This is a genomic window from Paenibacillus dauci (genome assembly GCF_000971985.1).
Classification (GTDB): domain Bacteria; phylum Bacillota; class Bacilli; order Paenibacillales; family Paenibacillaceae; genus Saccharibacillus; species Saccharibacillus dauci.
In genome coordinates this window covers 307,356-325,685 of the sequence record NZ_LAQQ01000002.1, presented here as the reverse complement: position 1 = coordinate 325,685, position 18,330 = coordinate 307,356, and the positions used below count along the sequence as shown (strand labels likewise).

Annotated in this window: 16 protein-coding genes and 1 pseudogene; 8 read left to right on the top strand and 9 right to left on the bottom strand. The window is 49.1% G+C overall.

Annotated elements, in window-relative coordinates:
* Positions 1-85 precede the first annotated feature (85 nt).
* Positions 86-583 (top strand): hypothetical protein, encoded by a 498-nt coding sequence (locus WH46_RS15725; protein ID WP_046227461.1) that lies wholly within the window; start codon positions 86-88, stop codon positions 581-583.
* 163 nt (positions 584-746) lie between these two features.
* Positions 747-923, top strand: coding sequence for a hypothetical protein (locus WH46_RS24095; protein WP_156172289.1), 177 nt, complete (start codon positions 747-749; stop codon positions 921-923).
* A gap of 114 nt (positions 924-1,037) precedes the next feature.
* Here the strand turns inward: WH46_RS24095 and WH46_RS15720 are convergent, their stop codons facing one another.
* Together WH46_RS15720 and WH46_RS15715 are read right to left on the bottom strand one after the other, a co-directional pair.
* The gene (locus WH46_RS15720) at positions 1,038-2,108 is read right to left on the bottom strand and encodes a branched-chain amino acid aminotransferase (RefSeq protein ID WP_046227460.1); all 1,071 of its coding nucleotides are present in this window, start codon (positions 2,106-2,108) and stop codon (positions 1,038-1,040) included.
* Between the two features lie 221 nt (positions 2,109-2,329).
* Positions 2,330-3,067, bottom strand: a complete 738-nt coding sequence (locus WH46_RS15715; protein ID WP_017814813.1) for a cyclase family protein — start codon at positions 3,065-3,067, stop codon at positions 2,330-2,332.
* Between the two features lie 435 nt (positions 3,068-3,502).
* Between WH46_RS15715 and WH46_RS15710 the strand changes: the two genes are divergently transcribed.
* On the top strand, positions 3,503-4,333 hold the full coding sequence (locus WH46_RS15710; protein WP_046227459.1) for a class I SAM-dependent methyltransferase: 831 nt from the start codon (positions 3,503-3,505) through the stop codon (positions 4,331-4,333).
* 133 nt (positions 4,334-4,466) lie between these two features.
* Here the strand turns inward: WH46_RS15710 and WH46_RS15705 are convergent, their stop codons facing one another.
* A complete protein-coding gene (locus WH46_RS15705) occupies positions 4,467-5,057 on the bottom strand; it encodes a YjgB family protein (protein WP_046227458.1) in 591 nt (196 codons plus the stop codon).
* Between the two features lie 432 nt (positions 5,058-5,489).
* Between WH46_RS15705 and WH46_RS15695 the strand changes: the two genes are divergently transcribed.
* From WH46_RS15695 to WH46_RS15675, 5 genes are all read left to right on the top strand, one after another.
* The gene (locus WH46_RS15695; protein ID WP_017814817.1) at positions 5,490-7,001 is read left to right on the top strand and encodes an NAD(P)H-binding protein; all 1,512 of its coding nucleotides are present in this window, start codon (positions 5,490-5,492) and stop codon (positions 6,999-7,001) included.
* 213 nt (positions 7,002-7,214) lie between these two features.
* Positions 7,215-8,444 (top strand): peptidase T, encoded by a 1,230-nt coding sequence (gene pepT / locus WH46_RS15690; protein WP_046227456.1) that lies wholly within the window; start codon positions 7,215-7,217, stop codon positions 8,442-8,444.
* A 139-nt stretch (positions 8,445-8,583) separates the two neighbouring features.
* Complete coding sequence (locus WH46_RS15685) at positions 8,584-9,705, top strand: 5-methyltetrahydropteroyltriglutamate--homocysteine S-methyltransferase (RefSeq protein WP_046227455.1); 1,122 nt, start codon at positions 8,584-8,586, stop codon at positions 9,703-9,705.
* A 55-nt stretch (positions 9,706-9,760) separates the two neighbouring features.
* A complete protein-coding gene (locus WH46_RS15680) occupies positions 9,761-10,027 on the top strand; it encodes a YkgJ family cysteine cluster protein (RefSeq protein ID WP_046227454.1) in 267 nt (88 codons plus the stop codon).
* Positions 10,028-10,379: 352 nt separating this feature from the next.
* A complete protein-coding gene (locus WH46_RS15675; protein ID WP_046227453.1) occupies positions 10,380-11,216 on the top strand; it encodes a methyl-accepting chemotaxis protein in 837 nt (278 codons plus the stop codon).
* A 182-nt stretch (positions 11,217-11,398) separates the two neighbouring features.
* Here WH46_RS15675 and WH46_RS15670 read toward each other — a convergent pair whose 3' ends face one another.
* The 6 genes and pseudogenes from WH46_RS15670 to WH46_RS15650 form a co-directional block, all read right to left on the bottom strand.
* The gene (locus WH46_RS15670; protein ID WP_052714258.1) at positions 11,399-12,607 is read right to left on the bottom strand and encodes a GGDEF domain-containing protein; all 1,209 of its coding nucleotides are present in this window, start codon (positions 12,605-12,607) and stop codon (positions 11,399-11,401) included.
* 126 nt (positions 12,608-12,733) lie between these two features.
* A complete protein-coding gene (gene gntK, locus WH46_RS15665; RefSeq protein WP_046227452.1) occupies positions 12,734-14,287 on the bottom strand; it encodes a gluconokinase in 1,554 nt (517 codons plus the stop codon).
* A gap of 162 nt (positions 14,288-14,449) precedes the next feature.
* A pseudogene (locus WH46_RS24600) lies at positions 14,450-14,584 on the bottom strand (hypothetical protein); the annotation flags it as partial.
* Positions 14,585-14,638: 54 nt separating this feature from the next.
* Positions 14,639-16,000, bottom strand: a complete 1,362-nt coding sequence (locus WH46_RS15660; protein ID WP_017814826.1) for a GntT/GntP/DsdX family permease — start codon at positions 15,998-16,000, stop codon at positions 14,639-14,641.
* Between the two features lie 314 nt (positions 16,001-16,314).
* Positions 16,315-16,986 carry a GntR family transcriptional regulator gene (locus WH46_RS15655; protein ID WP_017814827.1) on the bottom strand — a complete coding sequence of 224 codons (672 nt, stop codon included), beginning with the start codon at positions 16,984-16,986 and terminating at the stop codon, positions 16,315-16,317.
* Between the two features lie 340 nt (positions 16,987-17,326).
* Positions 17,327-18,049 carry a class I SAM-dependent methyltransferase gene (locus WH46_RS15650; RefSeq protein WP_046227451.1) on the bottom strand — a complete coding sequence of 241 codons (723 nt, stop codon included), beginning with the start codon at positions 18,047-18,049 and terminating at the stop codon, positions 17,327-17,329.
* Between the last annotated feature and the right edge of the window lie 281 nt (positions 18,050-18,330).

Here is an 18,330-nt window from a genome sequence, read left to right as displayed (position 1 = left end):
ATACTACTTGATACAGTATTAATACTGTGTTAATATATCAAAAAGAATGATGTTTAACATCCGACTTCTCCCTGGGGGTTCCATTATGTATCAGAAAAATTCTAATGCCGAGAGTATACGTAATCACGTGCTTCGTTATTTGCAAAAAGAAGGCAAAACCGGGTTCGCTGTTATCCGTAAATACCTGGAGCAGCTGCCCGAAAATTATAGTGATGGTTCGATCATTGGTGCACTGCGCACAATCGCTGATCGTGAACCACGTATCGTGAAGATCAAAGAAGGCACTGCTGCCTATTACGATCTGGCTGAGAATCAGACACAGGTACAGGCACAGACTTCTGTATCGTCCTCTTCTATTCGGGAACTGAATATATCTGTTCCACAGGTGGAGCATAATCCGCATACGGTGCTGATCCAGGAGATCGAACAGCTGATTATTGATCTGAATATGAAGACTCAGGAACTCAATATTCTGATGCTCGAAGGCAAAGCGAACGACCGGGATGCCTACTATATGGGACTCGCTATCAAAGCGAATGAGCTGCAGACGATCGTCCTGCAGAATAAACTGACCAAAGCATGAGAAAAAAGCTTTTGACTCTATATTGTTATAGAATCAAAAGCTTTTTGTGTTGTAAGGAACAGCTGGGAATTGTAATCAGAGGATAGCTATTATATGGTTGGGAGAAGATAAACCAGATGTAAGACCCTACGATTTGTCTAATTCATCAAGGACGGGAGCGCAAATGAATAAAAAAGCGAAAAGTATTATCGCATCCATTGTAGCGGTTTCCAGTTTGTTAGCTGTAAGCTCGATACTGATCAACCAAAAGTCAGCCCCTGCACCTGCCACGTTGAATAAGACTTCACCTGATCCTGATCAAATCGGCTTGGTCTCTTCCAGTGAACCGGCTTCTTTTTAGCATAAAAGGTAGTAAGCAAAAAAGGTAGGATTCCGCTGCTTTGAGCGAATCCTACCTTTTGCCATTCCACTTCATACGTATATCAAACCGTATTCGTTATTTCATGGTTTTGCTTTATTTTACTTCCAGTGCCCAGCTAAATGGATCTTCCACTGCACCTTTCTGGATACCGGTCAGTGTCTCATACAGCTTGGCAGACAGTTCGCCTGTCTTGCCTTCATTGATGATCAGCTTCTCGCCTTGCCAGTTCAGCTCACCGATCGGAGAAATAACCGCTGCTGTACCGGTACCAAAAGCTTCTTCCAATTTGCCGGAACGAGCGGCTTCTTCCAGCTCATCAATAGACAGCTGGCGTTCTTCTACCGGAATATCCCAATGCTTGAGCAGCTGGATGATTGAATCGCGGGTAATCCCGTGCAGGATACTGCCGTTCAGCGCCGGTGTAACGACGGTGCCGTCGATTTTGAAGAAGACGTTCATACTGCCGACTTCCTCGATATATTTGCGGTGTACGCCGTCCAGCCACAGCACCTGGGAATAGCCCAGCTCGGTTGCGCCTTCCTGCGCTTTGAGACCTGCTGCGTAGTTGCCGGCTGTTTTCGCCATGCCTACGCCGCCGGGAACAGCACGTACATACTTGGATTCCACGTAGATTTTGACCGGGTTAATCCCTTCAGCATAATAAGCGGCTACTGGGGACAGAATGATCATGAATTTGTACTGCAGGGATGGAGCTACACCCAGTGCCGCCTCGGTTGCAATCACAAACGGACGGATATACAGGGACGTACCTTCACCTTCGGGAATCCATTCTTTGTCGATCAGTACCAGCTGACGCAGTGCTTCCAGTGCCAGCTCCGGATCAATCTCGGGAATGCTCAGACGCTCGTTGGACAGGTTCAGACGCTCGATATTTTTAGTCGGGCGGAACATGAGGATACGTCCATCTTCAGTCAGGTACGCTTTCAGACCTTCAAAAATCGTCTGTCCATAATGGAATACCTTGGCTGCCGGGTCCATGCTGATATTTTGATAAGGAACGATACGAGGATCGTGCCATCCTTGTCCATGATCGTAGTCCAGAATGAACATATGATCTGTAAATTTACTGCCGAATACCAGACCTTCTGTTGCAGGCTTTGCTTTCGGGCTTGTTGTCTTTTCGATTTTGATATCGATCGTCATGGTCATGTCTCCTTAACAGGCATTACTTGGGATTGGTTTCATTAAATCATATCACTTTTTACAGAGTATCGAAAATAGCTAAATGCAATAACTTTATAGCCACCGGTTTGGCATGTGTCGTCTTCATCCATACCGGAACCGGTTTATACCTCACAGCGAACATGATTCCACTGAATTTTGACCATACATCCCTATCGATCCAGACACACTAATCCAGTCGCTTATGGCAAAATGGCAAATGAGCGCACCGGGAAGCCCGATGCTTTTTCTGCTTTGGGGACAATGTTGAAAATAACAGCGCCTGTCGGTGGAACAAGATCCAGATTATTCAATAGTTCGACCTGATATGTATCTTGATCCAGCACATAATATTCACCGAGCAGCGCTCCATTACGGGTATAATCTGCAGCAGCATCAGTATCAAACGTCTCATGACCGACCGCTTTGATCCCACGTTCCCGGAACAACAGCTCCAGTGCTTCGATCGACCAGCCGGGCGCATGGTTATTGCCCTGCTCGTCCTTGTTCTCGAACTTCTCCTGACTCGGCCAGCGCTTGCTCCAGTCGGTGCGCAGTGCCACGAAGCTCCCGGATGCGATCCGTCCATGCTCTGACTCAAAGGCTTCAATATCTGCTGCAGTCAGTCTGTAATCTGCATCGGCCGCAGCTTCGGCCGATTTGTCGATCACGACCAGCGGCAGGACAAGTTCCTTGAGCTCCAGCTCTTCCAGATAACGGGCATCCCGGACAAAATGAATGGGTGCATCCAGATGCGTTCCGTATTGTCCCGCAAAACTGAACTGCTGAGCGAAAAATCCATCGTTATGATCGAACATGGTCTTGAATTCCGCCGCCGGAAATGCGGCAAAATGCGGCGAATCCGGACCAAAGGTATGGGTTAGATCCACCCATGTTTTACTTTTGATCAGCTGCATCGCTTGCAATAATTCGTTGGACATGATCGGCACCTCTTTCCTGATTTCAAGCTGCTGCGCTGGACATGATCCTGCACGTCTGTCACAGGAGACAGATTCGGAATAACTCCATCTGTCTTCCAACTTCTGGGGCAGCCGGTTTGTCCCAGTATAGCGCCGATATTTTCCAGGCGTCAATCTGCTAAACGCCGATATATGCGAGCAGAGGCAGCTTACCCGTACCGTGATCAGTACAGGAATTCGGCGTTATCTTATTCCAGGAATCGCCTGCTAATGCTCCCTTTACACAGGTATGATATACTCGTCTCAATTTAAGAAATCAGTTCAACCTATCATCATCCCATCACCAGGTCATTCACCGATATGAATCTGCTCGGTTGTCATGGAATCAAATTTGGTTTTCATTAGTAGAAGAGTATCAGTAATAAGGACCTGCGATTCGCCAAAGGAGGACTCATTATGAATATCCCGGAACACAATTCGAGGAACAATATTGACCGATTTAACGGATTTCAGGAATTATATGACCAGCATCGTCCACAGGCGCCCGGTATGGTCGTCGATCTGCTGACCAACTATTTGCAAAAACGCCCTTCTCTGGTTGTCGATGTAGGCTGCGGGACTGGCTTGTCTACGCTGATCTGGCAAGGACGCGCTGCACGGGTGATCGGCGTGGAGCCGAATGAAGACATGATCACTGTCGCTCGGCGCAAGCTGGAACAGCAGGGAGATACGGATCGTATCACCTTTGAACAGGGGTATTCCAATCAGTTGCCTGTCGAGCAGGGAGCTGCCGATATTATTACCTGTTCCCAGTCCTTTCACTGGATGGAGCCGGTAAGTACACTGCAGGAAGCAGCGAGAGCGCTCACGACAGGCGGCGTATTTGCAGTATATGATTGCGACTGGCCGCCTACGATCAACTGGCAGTTGGAGCGGGAATATGAGCATCTGATCCGTCTCTCCGACCGGCTGATCGAGCAGCATGCCGATCCGGACAAGACTGCCGTCAAGCGTGATAAAAGCCAGCATCTGCAGCTAATTGAGGATAGCGGACATTTCCGCTTTACCCGGGAGATCGTCTTCCACCATACGGAGCCGTGCAGTGCGGAGCGATATACCGGAATTCTGCTCAGCCAGGGCGGTATTCAGGCAGCATTAAAATTGGGCACAGCCGCGCAGCATCTGGAATCGGAGATCGCGGTATTTCAGGCGATGGCAGACGACTTTTTCCGTGGCGGTGTTATCAATATATTGTTCAGCTACCGGATGAGACTCGGGATCAAATAACGGTGATACATCTGCAAGTCGGCATAGGTTGTCGATGAATTCAGAATATTCGAAGTATAAGCTATTCCACACAACAAAAAAGCCTGCAAACAGAGAGTATCTGCTTGCAGGTTTTTATTAAATATAGAGGCAATCAGGCCTTAATCAGATTGATGTGATCCAGATCGGTGCTGCTGTTGAAAATGAACTCCAGCTTGTAATCCCCACGGATATAGGTCATCTTGGTCTGCTTGTTCGCTCCGCTGCCGATTGTAGTCGTGGATGCAGGTGCATACCACTGCTGGCGCAGCAGCTTCATTGTGATACCGCCGATATTCGTCTGGCGCTCCACATTGGTACCAAAGTAGCGAATCTCGTTTAGTACATTGTTTTTATTATAATGAAAGGCATAACCGGGATGCCCCATATTGGCGGTGTACTGGTCGTATCCGCTGGCATTTTTGCGCGGCACTTCAGCGGCGCCCAGGCGATCCAGCACTTCATCTCTTGTCGTCTTGCCGACGGTGTATGCATTCATGTCTCCAGGGAATTTCCCTTTGAGTGCAGGCTTATAAAAGCTATTCAGGTTCTGCAGCACCAGCTTCTGCGTATAACTGCTCTCTGCCGCTTCGGCATGATGCACAGGCGCCAGTACACCGTATCCTGCTCCTACTGCGCCCAGCGCTGTTGTGCCGGCGATCGTCGCAGCCAGTATTCCTTTTCGTACAGATAAATGACGTAACATATTGCATTCCTCCTTGGCATTGCCTGAAATGAAGCTGCATGATACAGCAGATAGACCAACTGCTAATAATCCGGACTGCAGCTCTTGTCATGACGCGCCATCTTGTCTGGCATCGTCACAGGGTATCCGTTACAGCTATCTACTAGACGAACCCTTATCCCTAAAAGTTACCCTTCTGACGTCTAAGAATAACAGAATAGTATTCATACTTTAACATATCCGCTTCATCCCTAGCTGTCTGATCCTCTGACACTTCCTGCAGCTCCGGCTGCTCTGCCTGCTTCGGTACAGCATGGTATGTATCTGAGCGATGCCCGGTTAGCACTGCCTCAAACAGGGTATTGAAAAGCAATATGTTTTTTCGTGCCGGAGTACAGTCTGGACTGTCTCCCCTGATCAATCACGGCTATTCTGAGAAACCGAGGTGTCTGTATGAATCCTGTTAACCACTCTGCTGCGGAACCGTCCTTTACTACCCGCCGTCCCAAAATCGTACTCACCGGAGCAACCGGCTATATTGGTCACAATATGCTCCAGCAGCTCGTACGTGACTATGATGTGATTGCGCTGTCCCGTCATGAGCGCAAGGACCACAATAATGAACATGTAGAATGGCGTGCCTGTGAGCTGTTCTCCATGTCTGAAGCGGATGAATGTCTGGAAGGCGCAGACTATGCCATCTATCTGGTTCATTCCATGATGCCGACCGCCAAGCTGACCCAGGCCAAATTCGAAGATATGGATGTTATTCTGGCGGATCACTTCGCACGGGCTGCCCGCAAAAATGGAATCAAGCAGATTATTTACCTGAGCGGCATCATCCCGGAAAATGTACCGCGGGAGCAGTTGTCCCGCCACTTGCGCAGTCGTCTGGAGGTGGAGCAGGTGCTCGGTTCCTACGGTGTACCGGTTACCACAATTCGCGCCGGACTGATCGTGGGACCGCAGGGCTCTTCTTTTCCAATATTGGCACGACTGGTTCGCAGACTGCCGATTATGACACTGCCGGAGTGGACACGTACCATGACCCATCCGATTGCCCTGTCGGACGTACTGAATGCGATCCAGCAGAGCATAGGCAGTCCACAGCTGTATAACCGTGCTATTGATGTGGGTGGTCCCGATGTGATGACCTACAAACAGATGATGGAAAAAACTGCTGAAGTGATGCACAAGCGTCGTACCTTTATCGATATTCCGCTGCTGACGATCGGTCTGTCGAGACTATGGGTCACTCTGGTCACCCAGATGCCGCGCGAGATGGTCTATCCGCTGGTCGAGAGTCTGGCTCACCCGATGGTTGCCCATAAGGACCACCATGTACCGGGCATCAGCGATGGCAAAGTGACTTTTGAAGATGCAGCCCGGATCGCTCTGGAACAGGAATCACAGGAACAACACAAGCAGAAAACAAAGCCTGCCAAACAGGCCCAAACGTCTTCCTCATCTGCTCCGGCGGTATCGGATGTGCGCTCCATCCAGCGTGTACTTATACCCGAAGGGAAAAATGCACGCTGGGCCGGCAGTTATTATATGGAATGGCTGGGACGCTTGCTGCCGGGTATCGTACGTACCGAGCAGGATCAACCCGGTCATTACCGCGTATATGTGCGATTTCTCCGCAAGCCGATCCTGGAGCTGACGTTCTGTCCGGAGCGCAGTGATGCCGGAAGTGCCGTGTATTATATTACCGGCGGTGCCTTTGCACGGATCAAGGAGACGCATGAAGGACGACTGGAGTTTCAGCAGATTCCCGGTACTCAGGAATGCGTAATCGCGATTCATGATTATTTGCCATCGCTGCCATGGTTCCTGTACAAATTCACGCAGGCCCGTGTGCATCTGCTGGTTATGCATGCTTTTCGCAAACATCTGCTGCGCCTGGGTGCTTCGGATCGTCAGGATCATCCGGCATCCGCTTCCCAGCCGTCCAGCTCACAGTAACTAACCATAGCCTTTAACCAGGGATAACGCGATTCGTGTTATCCCTTTTTTGGTGCAGGTTTATTGAAAGATAACAGGGGAGCTTCGCAGCCTACTTCTGCTATACGATACCATCCATGCAGTGAACTTATCCGTTACCATCATCGAACTTATGCTAAAATGACAAAATAAGATTCAACCATCTGCTACTTACCGAGAGGAGTCTGACCCGTCTTGAAAAATGAACTAATTGAACGCCTGACCTCCTATGTCCAAATCGATACCCAATCCAATGAAGATAGCGACACTTGCCCTTCCACACCCGGCCAGTGGGATCTGCTGCGCCAGCTGGTGCAGGACCTGAACACGATCGGCATGGAGGATGTGACACTTGATGATAACGGTTATGTGATGGCTACTCTGCCGTCCAATACCGACAAGGATGTACCGGTAATCGGCTTTATGGCTCACGTGGATACAGCGACTGATTTTACCGGCAAAAATGTAAAACCACAGCTGGTTGATTACCACGGCGGAGATATCCTGCTGAATCAGCAACACGGTATTGTATTGTCTCCGCGAGACTTCCCGGAGCTGGATGGCTATCACGGTCATACCCTGATGACGACAGACGGCACGACCCTGCTTGGCGCAGACAACAAAGCCGGCATCGCCGAGATTATGACTGCGATGCATCATCTGATCCGCAATCCGGAGATCAAGCACGGCAAGATCCGGGTCGCCTTTACCCCGGATGAAGAAATCGGACGCGGTCCGCACAAGTTCGATGTGGCTGCCTATGGCGCGCAGTATGCCTACACGGTAGACGGCGGTCCACTGGGCGAACTGGAATACGAGACATTCAACGCAGCTGCCGCTAAAGTCATCTGCAAAGGAACCAATGTACACCCCGGCACAGCCAAAGGCAAAATGATCAACGCGACCAAAATCGCCATGGAGCTGCACCGCCGTCTGCCTGTAGAAGAAGCACCTGAATTTACAGATGGTTACGAAGGATTCTATCATCTGATGTCGATTCATGGTGATGTGGAGCAGACACAGCTCTCCTACATTATTCGTGACTTTGACCGTGAAGCTTTTGAACACAAGAAAAATACACTGACCAGCATCGTGCACGAATTCCGCCAGACGTATGGAGAAGATAGCATCCTGCTGGAGATGAATGATCAGTATTACAATATGCGCGAGAAGATCGAGCCGGTGATGCATATCGTCGATACTGCTGAACAGGCGATGAAGAATCTGGGCATCCCGCCACATATCACGCCGGTACGTGGTGGTACGGATGGTGCACAGCTCTCGTATATGGGACTGCCAACACCGAATATCTTCACCGGTGGCGAGAATTACCACGGTAAATACGAGTATGTCTCGGTCGACAATATGGTCAAAGCAACTACCGTTATTGTGGAAATCTGCCGATTGTTCGAAGAACAGGCCTAATAGTTAATGCAAAGTGCAACTGAGGTTGAAGTAACCGCCTCAGCGTGCTGCTTCTGGCAGAACGACCGTTTACATCCCATGCAAACTCTGCTACCATGCAATATAATATTATTCCCATCCAGAAAGTAGGTTATGTATAATGACTTCTTCTCCATCTTCCCTGCTGCATACGACTGCGCCTTTTCGTGCAGATCATGTAGGCAGTCTGCTTCGCACCGATAAAATCAAGCAAGCACGTCTTCAGCAATCTGCTGGTGAGATTAACGCCCAGCAGCTGCGACAGATCGAAGACGAAGAAATTCGCCGTATCGTAGCCAAACAGGAAGAAATCGGCCTGCAGTCTATTACCGACGGTGAATTCCGCCGGGCCTGGTGGCATTTTGACTTCCTGGAAAATCTGGATGGCGTTGAGGCTTTTGAGTCGGATAAAGGTATCCAGTTCCATGGGGTAACGACCAAAGCACGTGGCATCAAAGTAACCGACAAAATCGATTTTACCGATCATCCGCATCTGGATGATTACAAATTCCTGCACAGTATTGTCAGCCCGGATCGTACCGCAAAAATGACGATTCCAAGCCCCAATATGCTGCAATTTCGTGGTAAAATCGAATCCGATCTGTATGCGGATAGCGACGTATTGCTACACGATCTTGGGCTTGCCTACCAAAAAGCACTTCGTGCCTTTTACGATGCTGGTTGCCGTTATCTACAGCTGGATGATACATCATGGGCAGCCTTTTTCTCCGAAGAAGCCAAAGCCAAGCTGCGTGCAGATGGCAAAGATCCGGATCGCATGCTCGCCGATTCCGTCAAACTGGTGAATCTGGCTGTAGCTGACCGTCCGGACGATATGGTTATTACAATGCATATTTGCCGTGGTAACTTCCGCTCCACCTGGACGGCTTCCGGTGGTTATGACGGTGCCGCCGATGCCATTATGGATCAGCTGAATCTGAACGGTCTGTTCATGGAGTTCGACGATGAACGCTCCGGTTCACTCGATGTACTGCGCCATGTGAAGCGCCGTGATCTGCAGATCGTACTCGGTCTGGTTACTTCCAAGCACGGAGAGCTGGAGAGCGTGGACGAGATCAAGCGCCGGATCGACGAAGCCGCCAAATATGTAAACCTGGATCAGCTGTGTCTGAGTCCGCAATGCGGATTCGCCTCCACCGAGGAAGGCAACCTACTGACCGAAGAACAACAATGGGAAAAGCTGCGCCATGTCATCCAGATCGCCGAGGATGTATGGAAATAAAACAGTCATGACTGGCAGCCCATCCCGCATCATGAACCCGACAGGAGAGATTACGATGGAATGCCGTCCCGGCTGTGCAGCATGCTGCATTATTATATCCATATCCTCACCGATTCCCGGCATGCCAAAGGGCAAGCCTGCTGGAACCCCATGTATTCATCTGACTTCTGAGCGCCGATGCGGTCTGTTTGGACAGCCGGAGCGCCCGGAGGTATGCGGAGGTCTTGCAGCATCCCTGGAAATGTGCGGCACATCGGATGATTATGCCTTTGCCTATCTGGAAGAGCTGGAACGTCTGACTGCGCCGGATATGCAGTCATAGAAGCACTACGGATGTGAATGCTGTAAATACGGCTTGGCTGCAGGCAGGATCTGCTTTTGTAGACAAGTATTGCTTTTCGAAGAGCGGTTGGACTTTGGTCTGCCGCTCTTTTTGCTTTGTATTCATAATCACAAAAACTTTTTCGCTTCCTTTATTAACGTATTTAGCATATTATTGATGCAAACAAGACGTTTTGACAGCTTATATCACATTATTACCTCTTTATATTTTCATATTATGGATAAATCATACTATTATCCATATATTACTAATCGTAAGCTGCTAAATATTAATCTGTCCCTCGCCGATAAATAGAAAATGTACTGTATTCGAACGAAAAGGACGGGATAAAATGAGTATCGTTAATGCTCTGATTAGTGTAATTCCATACTTCACCAAAGGCCTGCGCGAAAAAGCTGCAGTCTCCGTATATGACCACGAGAAAATTCTGTTCTACGAACAGCTGGGAGACTTTAACCTGGGCTACTCGGCAGGCAGTCCCCTGGATCCAAGCTTCCTTAATTTTAACGGTGTAAAAGATAAACACAACACGTCCATCTCCTTCTTCCCGGCGGAAGTATTCGGCTATCCGCTGGAAGGCATCTCGGTACCTATTATCGAAGACAACAAGCTGGTTGCCATGTTCAATGTATTCTATGAGCAGACAACAGCCCTGAACTTGGACAAAATTGTAGATGAGAGCCGCTCGATCTCCAACAGTCTGGTCGATATGGTCCAGCATGTCGCTGCCCATGCCGAAGAACTGCAGGCCACCAGCGAGCAGATTCTGCAAAACAGCAAAACTACCGTTCAAAAGTCTTCCAAAATCAATGAAGTTGCGACGCTGATCAAGGAAATCTCAGAGCAGACGAATCTGCTGGGTCTGAATGCAGCGATCGAAGCAGCTCGTGTCGGCGAACTGGGTGCCGGATTCGGCGTTGTTGCGACCGAAGTCCGCAAGCTGTCCGTCAATGCCAAGCAGGCGACCGGTGATATCGAGACGGCGCTGCGCGATGTGCAGGAATCGATCCGCAATATGGAGCGGGAGATCGAACAGATCACTTCTTCCTCCAAAGAGCAGGCCACGCTAGTCAGTTCCTTTACCGATGTGATTGAGCGTCTGCATAATACGAGTGCTACGATGCAGTCACTCGCTGACAATCTGTACCACTATTCCACCAAAAAATAAATCGTTATCCTGTCTTCCAGCTATATGGTCATAGGTAGGCGCAGTTATCTGCAGGATATCCTATAGACCCACCGTATGACGGAAAATAAAACCATACAAATACAAAAAGACGCCCTGATTCACAGAGCGTCTTTTTGTATTATACGATTGATCCATCCCACCCGATTATACGGGTTTACTTATTAATTAGACTGCTGTACAGTCTCTATCGTATCGGTCTGCGGCACATGCACAGCAACCCGATTGCGTCCGGCACGCTTGGCTTTATACAGTGCCTGATCACTCAGCACGTACAGTGTATCCAATTGAATATCGGCTGCTGCCCGTACGGTCACTACGCCCAGACTGATCGTGTACGCTACCGGCAGTATGTCCGAGAGATTATCGGCAATTGTCCGTCTTAACGCTTCTGCCCATTCGGCAGCTTCACGCTCATCTGTATCCGACAGCAGCACAGCAAATTCATCTCCACCATATCGACCAAACAGGTAATTCTCGGCAGGGAAACGGGATAGACACTCCTTGACCCGGTTTGCCATATCCCTCAATACACGGTCTCCCGTAAAATGACCATATGTATCATTAATAGTCTTGTAAGCATCCACATCAAACAAAATAAATGAGACCTGCTTCCCCTGCCGGGCCAGCTTATGGATATGATTACGACTCTGTACGATAAAAGTACGCCGGTTGAACACACCGGTCATCTCGTCATAACTCGCCATCCGCAGCAGATCCGCATCGGCCTGTTCCTTGGACAACAAGACAAAACCGATGTTCCCAAGAATCATAATCAGATAAAGCGCAATAAAGGAAAATGTCTGATACAACCCCACCGTGAAGAGTCCTGCATGTGTGCCCAGCTGCAGAGCTGCTACTGCCCGTGACACCAGACTGATAGCAACTACCCCGTACAGGTAGCCCACCAGCCTTTTCAGCGGAGAAGCCTGCGGTTCGCGGGTCATCCGATAGACCGGATATATCAGGAACACAGTCGTCCCAATCGAAGCATAGACAATCCGTGTACTTTCGGATACACCAACCATATAAATGACTGCAAAACCAACTACACAGATGATCATATACAGGAAATGCCAGCGTCTTGCCCTGCGTGTAAATACCTGCTGTAAAATCAGCAGTGCTGCCGTCTCCATCGCTGCACCGATAAACAAAAGCGTATTGGCGAGCACGATAGACATTATCTCCGGCATTGCACTACGGAAAATCAGCATCGCCCAGGCAATCGCCTGAAGCCATTTGGCGAGAATAAATAGGTTGACCGAACGGTCCTTGACCGAAGAACGACGATAGGCAGTAATCAGAATGACAGTGAAAATATGACCAAATATCAGGGACATGAATACCGTTTTCATATCCAGATTAAAATCCACGTTACCACCACAACCTTACTGTTGTCTGACAACTATACGAGAATTACATCCGAGAATAGCTGTTTGACCCAGTATACCATTTTCAGGAAGTCTGGATAAGGGATTTATTGTCCTTTTGGTCTATTTTCAGGCTTCACCCATACTATTCTGGAATTCGGCAATCGCGCTGTACTGCTGCTCCAGACTGCGGAAAATAGAAATATAGATCGGCAGTAGCTGATGATAGACATGGGTAGCTGCAGGTTCCGGCTCATGACTATGGGTAGAACCGATCATTCCGGAGACGATATCCAGCGATTCGATACGACCGGTACCATACAGTCCCAGTACCACGGCACCGAGACAGGAGCTCTCAATACTTTCCGGCACAATGACTTCCTGGTCGAAAATATCCGCCATCATTTGGCGCCATAATGAGGAACGGGCAAATCCACCGGTCGCATGAATACGGGCCGGACGACCGATCTGTTCTTCCATAGCCAGCATAACCGTATACAGGTTAAAAATAACCCCTTCCAGCACCGAGCGGATCATATGCTCTTTGCGGTGCTTCATCGTCAGTCCGATAAAGGAACCACGTGCATCCGGATTCCACAATGGCGCACGCTCGCCGGTCAGATACGGGTGGAACAGCAGTCCATCCGAACCCGGACGTACCTGCTCGGCGATCCGTGTCAGCACATCATAGGAATCGATACCAAGACGCTTGGCCGTCTCTACTTCCGAAGCAGCAAATTCATCCCTTACCCAGCGGAACAGCATCCCGCCATTGTTAACAGGACCACCGATAACCCATTTGTCCTCGGTCAGTGCATAACAGAAAATGCGACCTTTGGGGTCGGTCACCGGCTGATCCACTACAGTACGAATCGCTCCGCTCGTGCCGATCGTTACTGCAACCACTCCCGGCTCGATAGCGCCTACTCCCAGATTGGACAATACTCCGTCACTGGCACCCACGATAAATGGTGTTGTTAGCCCCAGCTTCATCTCGGCTGCAGCCTCTGCATGCAGTCCCTCGATCAAATGGGTTGTTGGTACGAGTGTAGATAGGCGATCCGCTGTAATACCAGCCAGTTGCAGCGCCTCCCGATCCCAGTCCAACTGCTTGAGATTGAGCATGCCGGTACAGGATGCGATAGAATGATCGACAATATACTGACCGAACAGACGGAAAAATACATATTCCTTGATCGAAATAAATTTGGCGGTCTGATCAAAAATCTCGGGATGTTCTTCTCGCAGCCAGATCAGCTTGGTCAATGGAGACATCGGATGAATCGGTGTTCCGGTACGCATGTAGATCTCGTGTCCGTTCCATTCTTCCTTGAGCTTGCGGGCATAGGGAGCGCTGCGATTGTCCGCCCAGGTAATGCAGCGAGTCAGCGGTGTTCCATCCGAATCGACAGCAATCACACTGTGCATCGCCGAGCTAAAAGAGGCAAACAGAATATCGTCTGCGGCTGTACCACTCTGTTCCATGACGCCGGCAATGGTATGCAGTACGGCCCGGTAAATCTCATCCGGGTCTTGTTCAGCAGTGGCCGTAGTGGGCGTATACAGCGGATAGCCGATATTCGCTGAAGTTACGACGGTTCCATCCTGTTCAAAAAGTACCGACTTGGTACTGGTCGTTCCGATATCTACACCGATCATTCGTTTCATTGTGGAGTCTGTCATGGTTATCAACCTCTTTTCTTGTAAATGGGTGCCTATGAGAGTAGCAATGGCACCAGTGCATGGAAGGTGTCTCCGCTCCGAAAAGAGATTCTGCCACTCCTTCCGGTTAAGAAAGGAGATCTTGAATGTCCGCTTGCAGCGGTCGATCTCCCTTCTTAAAAGTCAGTCGCTGGTAGAATTCTCTTTCCTTCGCTCTCTGCTTATGCACGAGAGATGTGCATGGTAGATAGCCGAACGGATAAGGCTAGCGCCTATACGCAGTAAAGCAGAACGGGGAGAATGTATCTTCCCGCTCTGCTTTCTGGTTGGCTTTTACATAAGTTCCGATACTGCAATCATTAGGTGCAGATGTTAGACAAATACACTCAGGATCATGATGAATATGAGTCCGACCACGGACAGGATCGTCTCCATGGCGGTCCAGGATTTCAGGGTCTGACCGACGGTCATACCGAAGAATTCCTTGATCATCCAGAAGCCTGCATCGTTGACGTGGGACAGGATCAGAGAACCTGCACCGGTCGCCAGTACGACCAGTTCGATATTGACACCGCTGCTCACAGCGAGCACTGGTGCAACGATACCGGCAGCTGTAGTCATGGCGACAGTAGCCGAGCCGGTCGCGATACGGATCAGTGCTGCTACGAGCCATGCAAACAGGATCACGTTAATATGAGTCTGACTGGCGATATCGGCAATTGCACCGCCCACGCCGCTGTCAATCAATACCTGCTTGAACGCACCACCGCCACCGATAATCAGGATAATGCTGGCTGTAGGAGCAAGACATTCACTGGTGAATCGGGAGACATCTTCTTTGCTGAAGCCGCGGGCAAAGCCCAGTGAGAAAAAGGCGAACACTGCCGAGATCAGCAGCGCAATTACTTCATGTCCAATAAATGCTGCTACGTGAGTGAAGCTGTTCACTCCCTGTGGGTCTACGATATCGGCAATCGATCCGATCAACATCAGGATAACCGGCAGCAAAATAGTGAACAGGGTAATACCAAAGCCTGGCAACTGGCGATCTTCCTTGGAAGCGAATTGATCTGCCAGTTCCTGCGGCGGATGTACAACAATACGGTTACCGATAAATTTACCAAAGATCGGGCCGGCGATAATCGCAGTTGGCAGGCCGACGATCAAGGAATACAGAATCGTTCTGCCCAGATTGGCGTTATACGCTTCAATCGCAATCATCGGTGCCGGATGCGGAGGTACCAGTCCGTGTACAGTCGACAGACCTGCCAGAATCGGAATACCAATTTTGAGCAGGGACATCCCGGTCTTGCGGGCAACCAGGAAAATAATTGGAATCAGCAGAATGACACCAACTTCAAAAAATACCGGAATCCCGACAATAAAACCGACAATCATCATCGCCCAATGGACGCGTTTAACACCAAAACGGTCGATCAGTGTAGTGGCGATACGTTCGGCACCACCGGATTCAGCCATCATTTTACCGAGCATGGTTCCCAGACCGATAACGATCGCTATCGTTCCGAGCGTACCGCCCAGACCACCAGTGACGGATTTGATCAGACCCTGCGGGTCCATGCCTGCCAGCAGGCCCAGCATGAGTGCAGACAGCAGCAGTGTGACAAACGGGTTCCATTTAAACTTTGCAATCAATACGATCAGAAATACGATCGCAATCAGTGTCCAGATAAGCAATGTTGCATTATGACTGAGTCCAAATAATTGATCCAATGCGAAAACCTCCCTGTTTTCCTGCCTGAAGCCGGATGACTTCGGCTCTGTTCGTTATGAATTGAAAACTTTCAAATCACTTTATGAAAATTTGAAATATTTTACGAAAAATTATAGAGCGCTTTCACACATGATGAACACGCGTTGGAGAAACTGATTGTATACTTGTCGACAAGTTAAAAGTAAAAATATAATTCATTTTCGATAATTGATAAGATAGAGATGCTATAACTGCAGTTCATGACTGCTGTATACATACATGCTTGCCTGTTATAGGCTGACACCTATCATTACGACCCGAGCCAGCCTGCCAATCAGGGCAGGCTGCGTATCAATGTCTGGGCAGAATCTGCAAAATAACTGCTGACTACCTTGTGAATGACTTCGGGATCATGGGAACGCAGGCCTTCGAGGATCATGTAATGCTTGTCCGCGACCCAGTTCATGCGTTCTTCCCCGGTCTGAAATCCCTTTTCAGTCGTAATCAGAATGACCGTCATCACAATCTGACGAATACTGTTCCAGAGATGGATCATTCGTTTGTGCTGGGCATGCATCACAATAGCCTCATGGAATGTAAAGTCCTGATAGGCAAAATCGACGTAGTCACCATGTTTGACAGCCAGCTTCATTTTGTCGATAATCCGGTCCAGCTGAGTGACCAATACTGCATTATCCTGCTGTGCCAGCTGCTGCTGGGCAAAGCTCTCGATCAGATAACGCACATCATACAGTTCTTTGACATCTTCCAGATTCAATCCCAGTACAACAGCACCCATCCGTTCCAGGCGGATCAGTCCTTCACCCGATAGCGTCTTGAGTGCATCCCGCACCGGAGAGCGGCTCGTTCCAAAGTCGGCAGCGACCCGATTCTCGGAGATGATCTCTCCCGGCTTGATCTGTTCATTTATAATTTGCAGCCTGAGCTGGCAGGCGATGGCTTCCCCGCGGGAAGCTCCCTGCATCCAGGCAGATGGATATTGCATGATCCAACGTCTCCTCTTATGCATAATAGGCAATTATCCAACCGGTAAGCAGCATTATGTAGATGTTCCATCCGATTGTAGCAGCGTATGCCACTTCTTATAATTTTAGCATAGATTCATTCGCGGGATGCATTGTCTTGCTGATGAGTAGCGTATTCAGGCCTCACTTCCTTACCTCGAATTATCCTGTAAAGAAAACAGATAGCTGCTGTTTCTTCCTGTCGGTATACTTGTATACAACTTTGACTATTATCTTACTACTCCCGATTTGCATTTGTAAAGAATAAATTGTAAGCGTTTCATAATCGGGAGAATGACAGACTTTAATCTATACCCTTTTTTACACATTATAAATCCGGCTGCCTGTACGATAGATATAAATTCTGGTACGGTGGACATCGCGGCAGGTAATCACCTGCTCTGCTTCCCAGTCCGGCAGCGCAAAGTAGACACTGATAATATAGGTGCCCGGTCGTGTCTGTTCACGAAAAATCGGACTTAACCGGGTCATCGCACCCGGAAATAAATAACAGACAATCAGATCAGCCTGCTCATAGTGATACCTGTACATATCCCCATGCACCAGCTTTATAGAATGGCTGCCCGGTAGACCTGCCAGTAGCCTCGAGACCATTAGTGGTACTACTGAATTCTCAATGCCTACTACCCTGCACGGCTGGCAGTAACGTGCCAGATGCAGCGCCATCGTACCCCAGCCGGAACCGGCTTCGATAATCAACGGACCATCCGACTTACCTGTCTCTCTTCTATGTATACTCTTCCTACCTGTCGCTTCAGCTCCATCTGCGGCAGTAGATATAGACTCTACTCGAAAGGAATGCATTGCAGAAGGGACTGCATTTGCTGTTTCTCCAGTAAATCCATAACGGCCGCTCTCCTGCTGAACAGTAGACAATCGGTTCACTTCCTGCTCCACCTGACGACGTAGCAGCAAAGATGAAGGCAGCGGAGAAATGCCATTGCACCAGGTGTAATAGACGATAGAGATTACGAGTACCAGTGCAATCGTAAGCAGAAGCATGGACAGTACAGCAGACACCATATGCCTTTCTCCTTTCGGTTTCGTGTTCTTGATCATATTGCTATTATTCCTACCACTCTTTGACTATGCGTTCTCACTGAATGTATCTTATGTATAAAAAGTGGCGGCGATTGCATTGCTTGATTAGGCCACTACAGATCATTACCCAATTTATTCCTTTTTCCTGCCGAATTCGCCAGCTCTATCAGCAAATGCGAGCCAGCAGTCGTATTATTCATCATCCCTGATGTAATCACACAAATAAAATCCGCCTCCCGAGCAGGAAGGCGGATCATATCTAC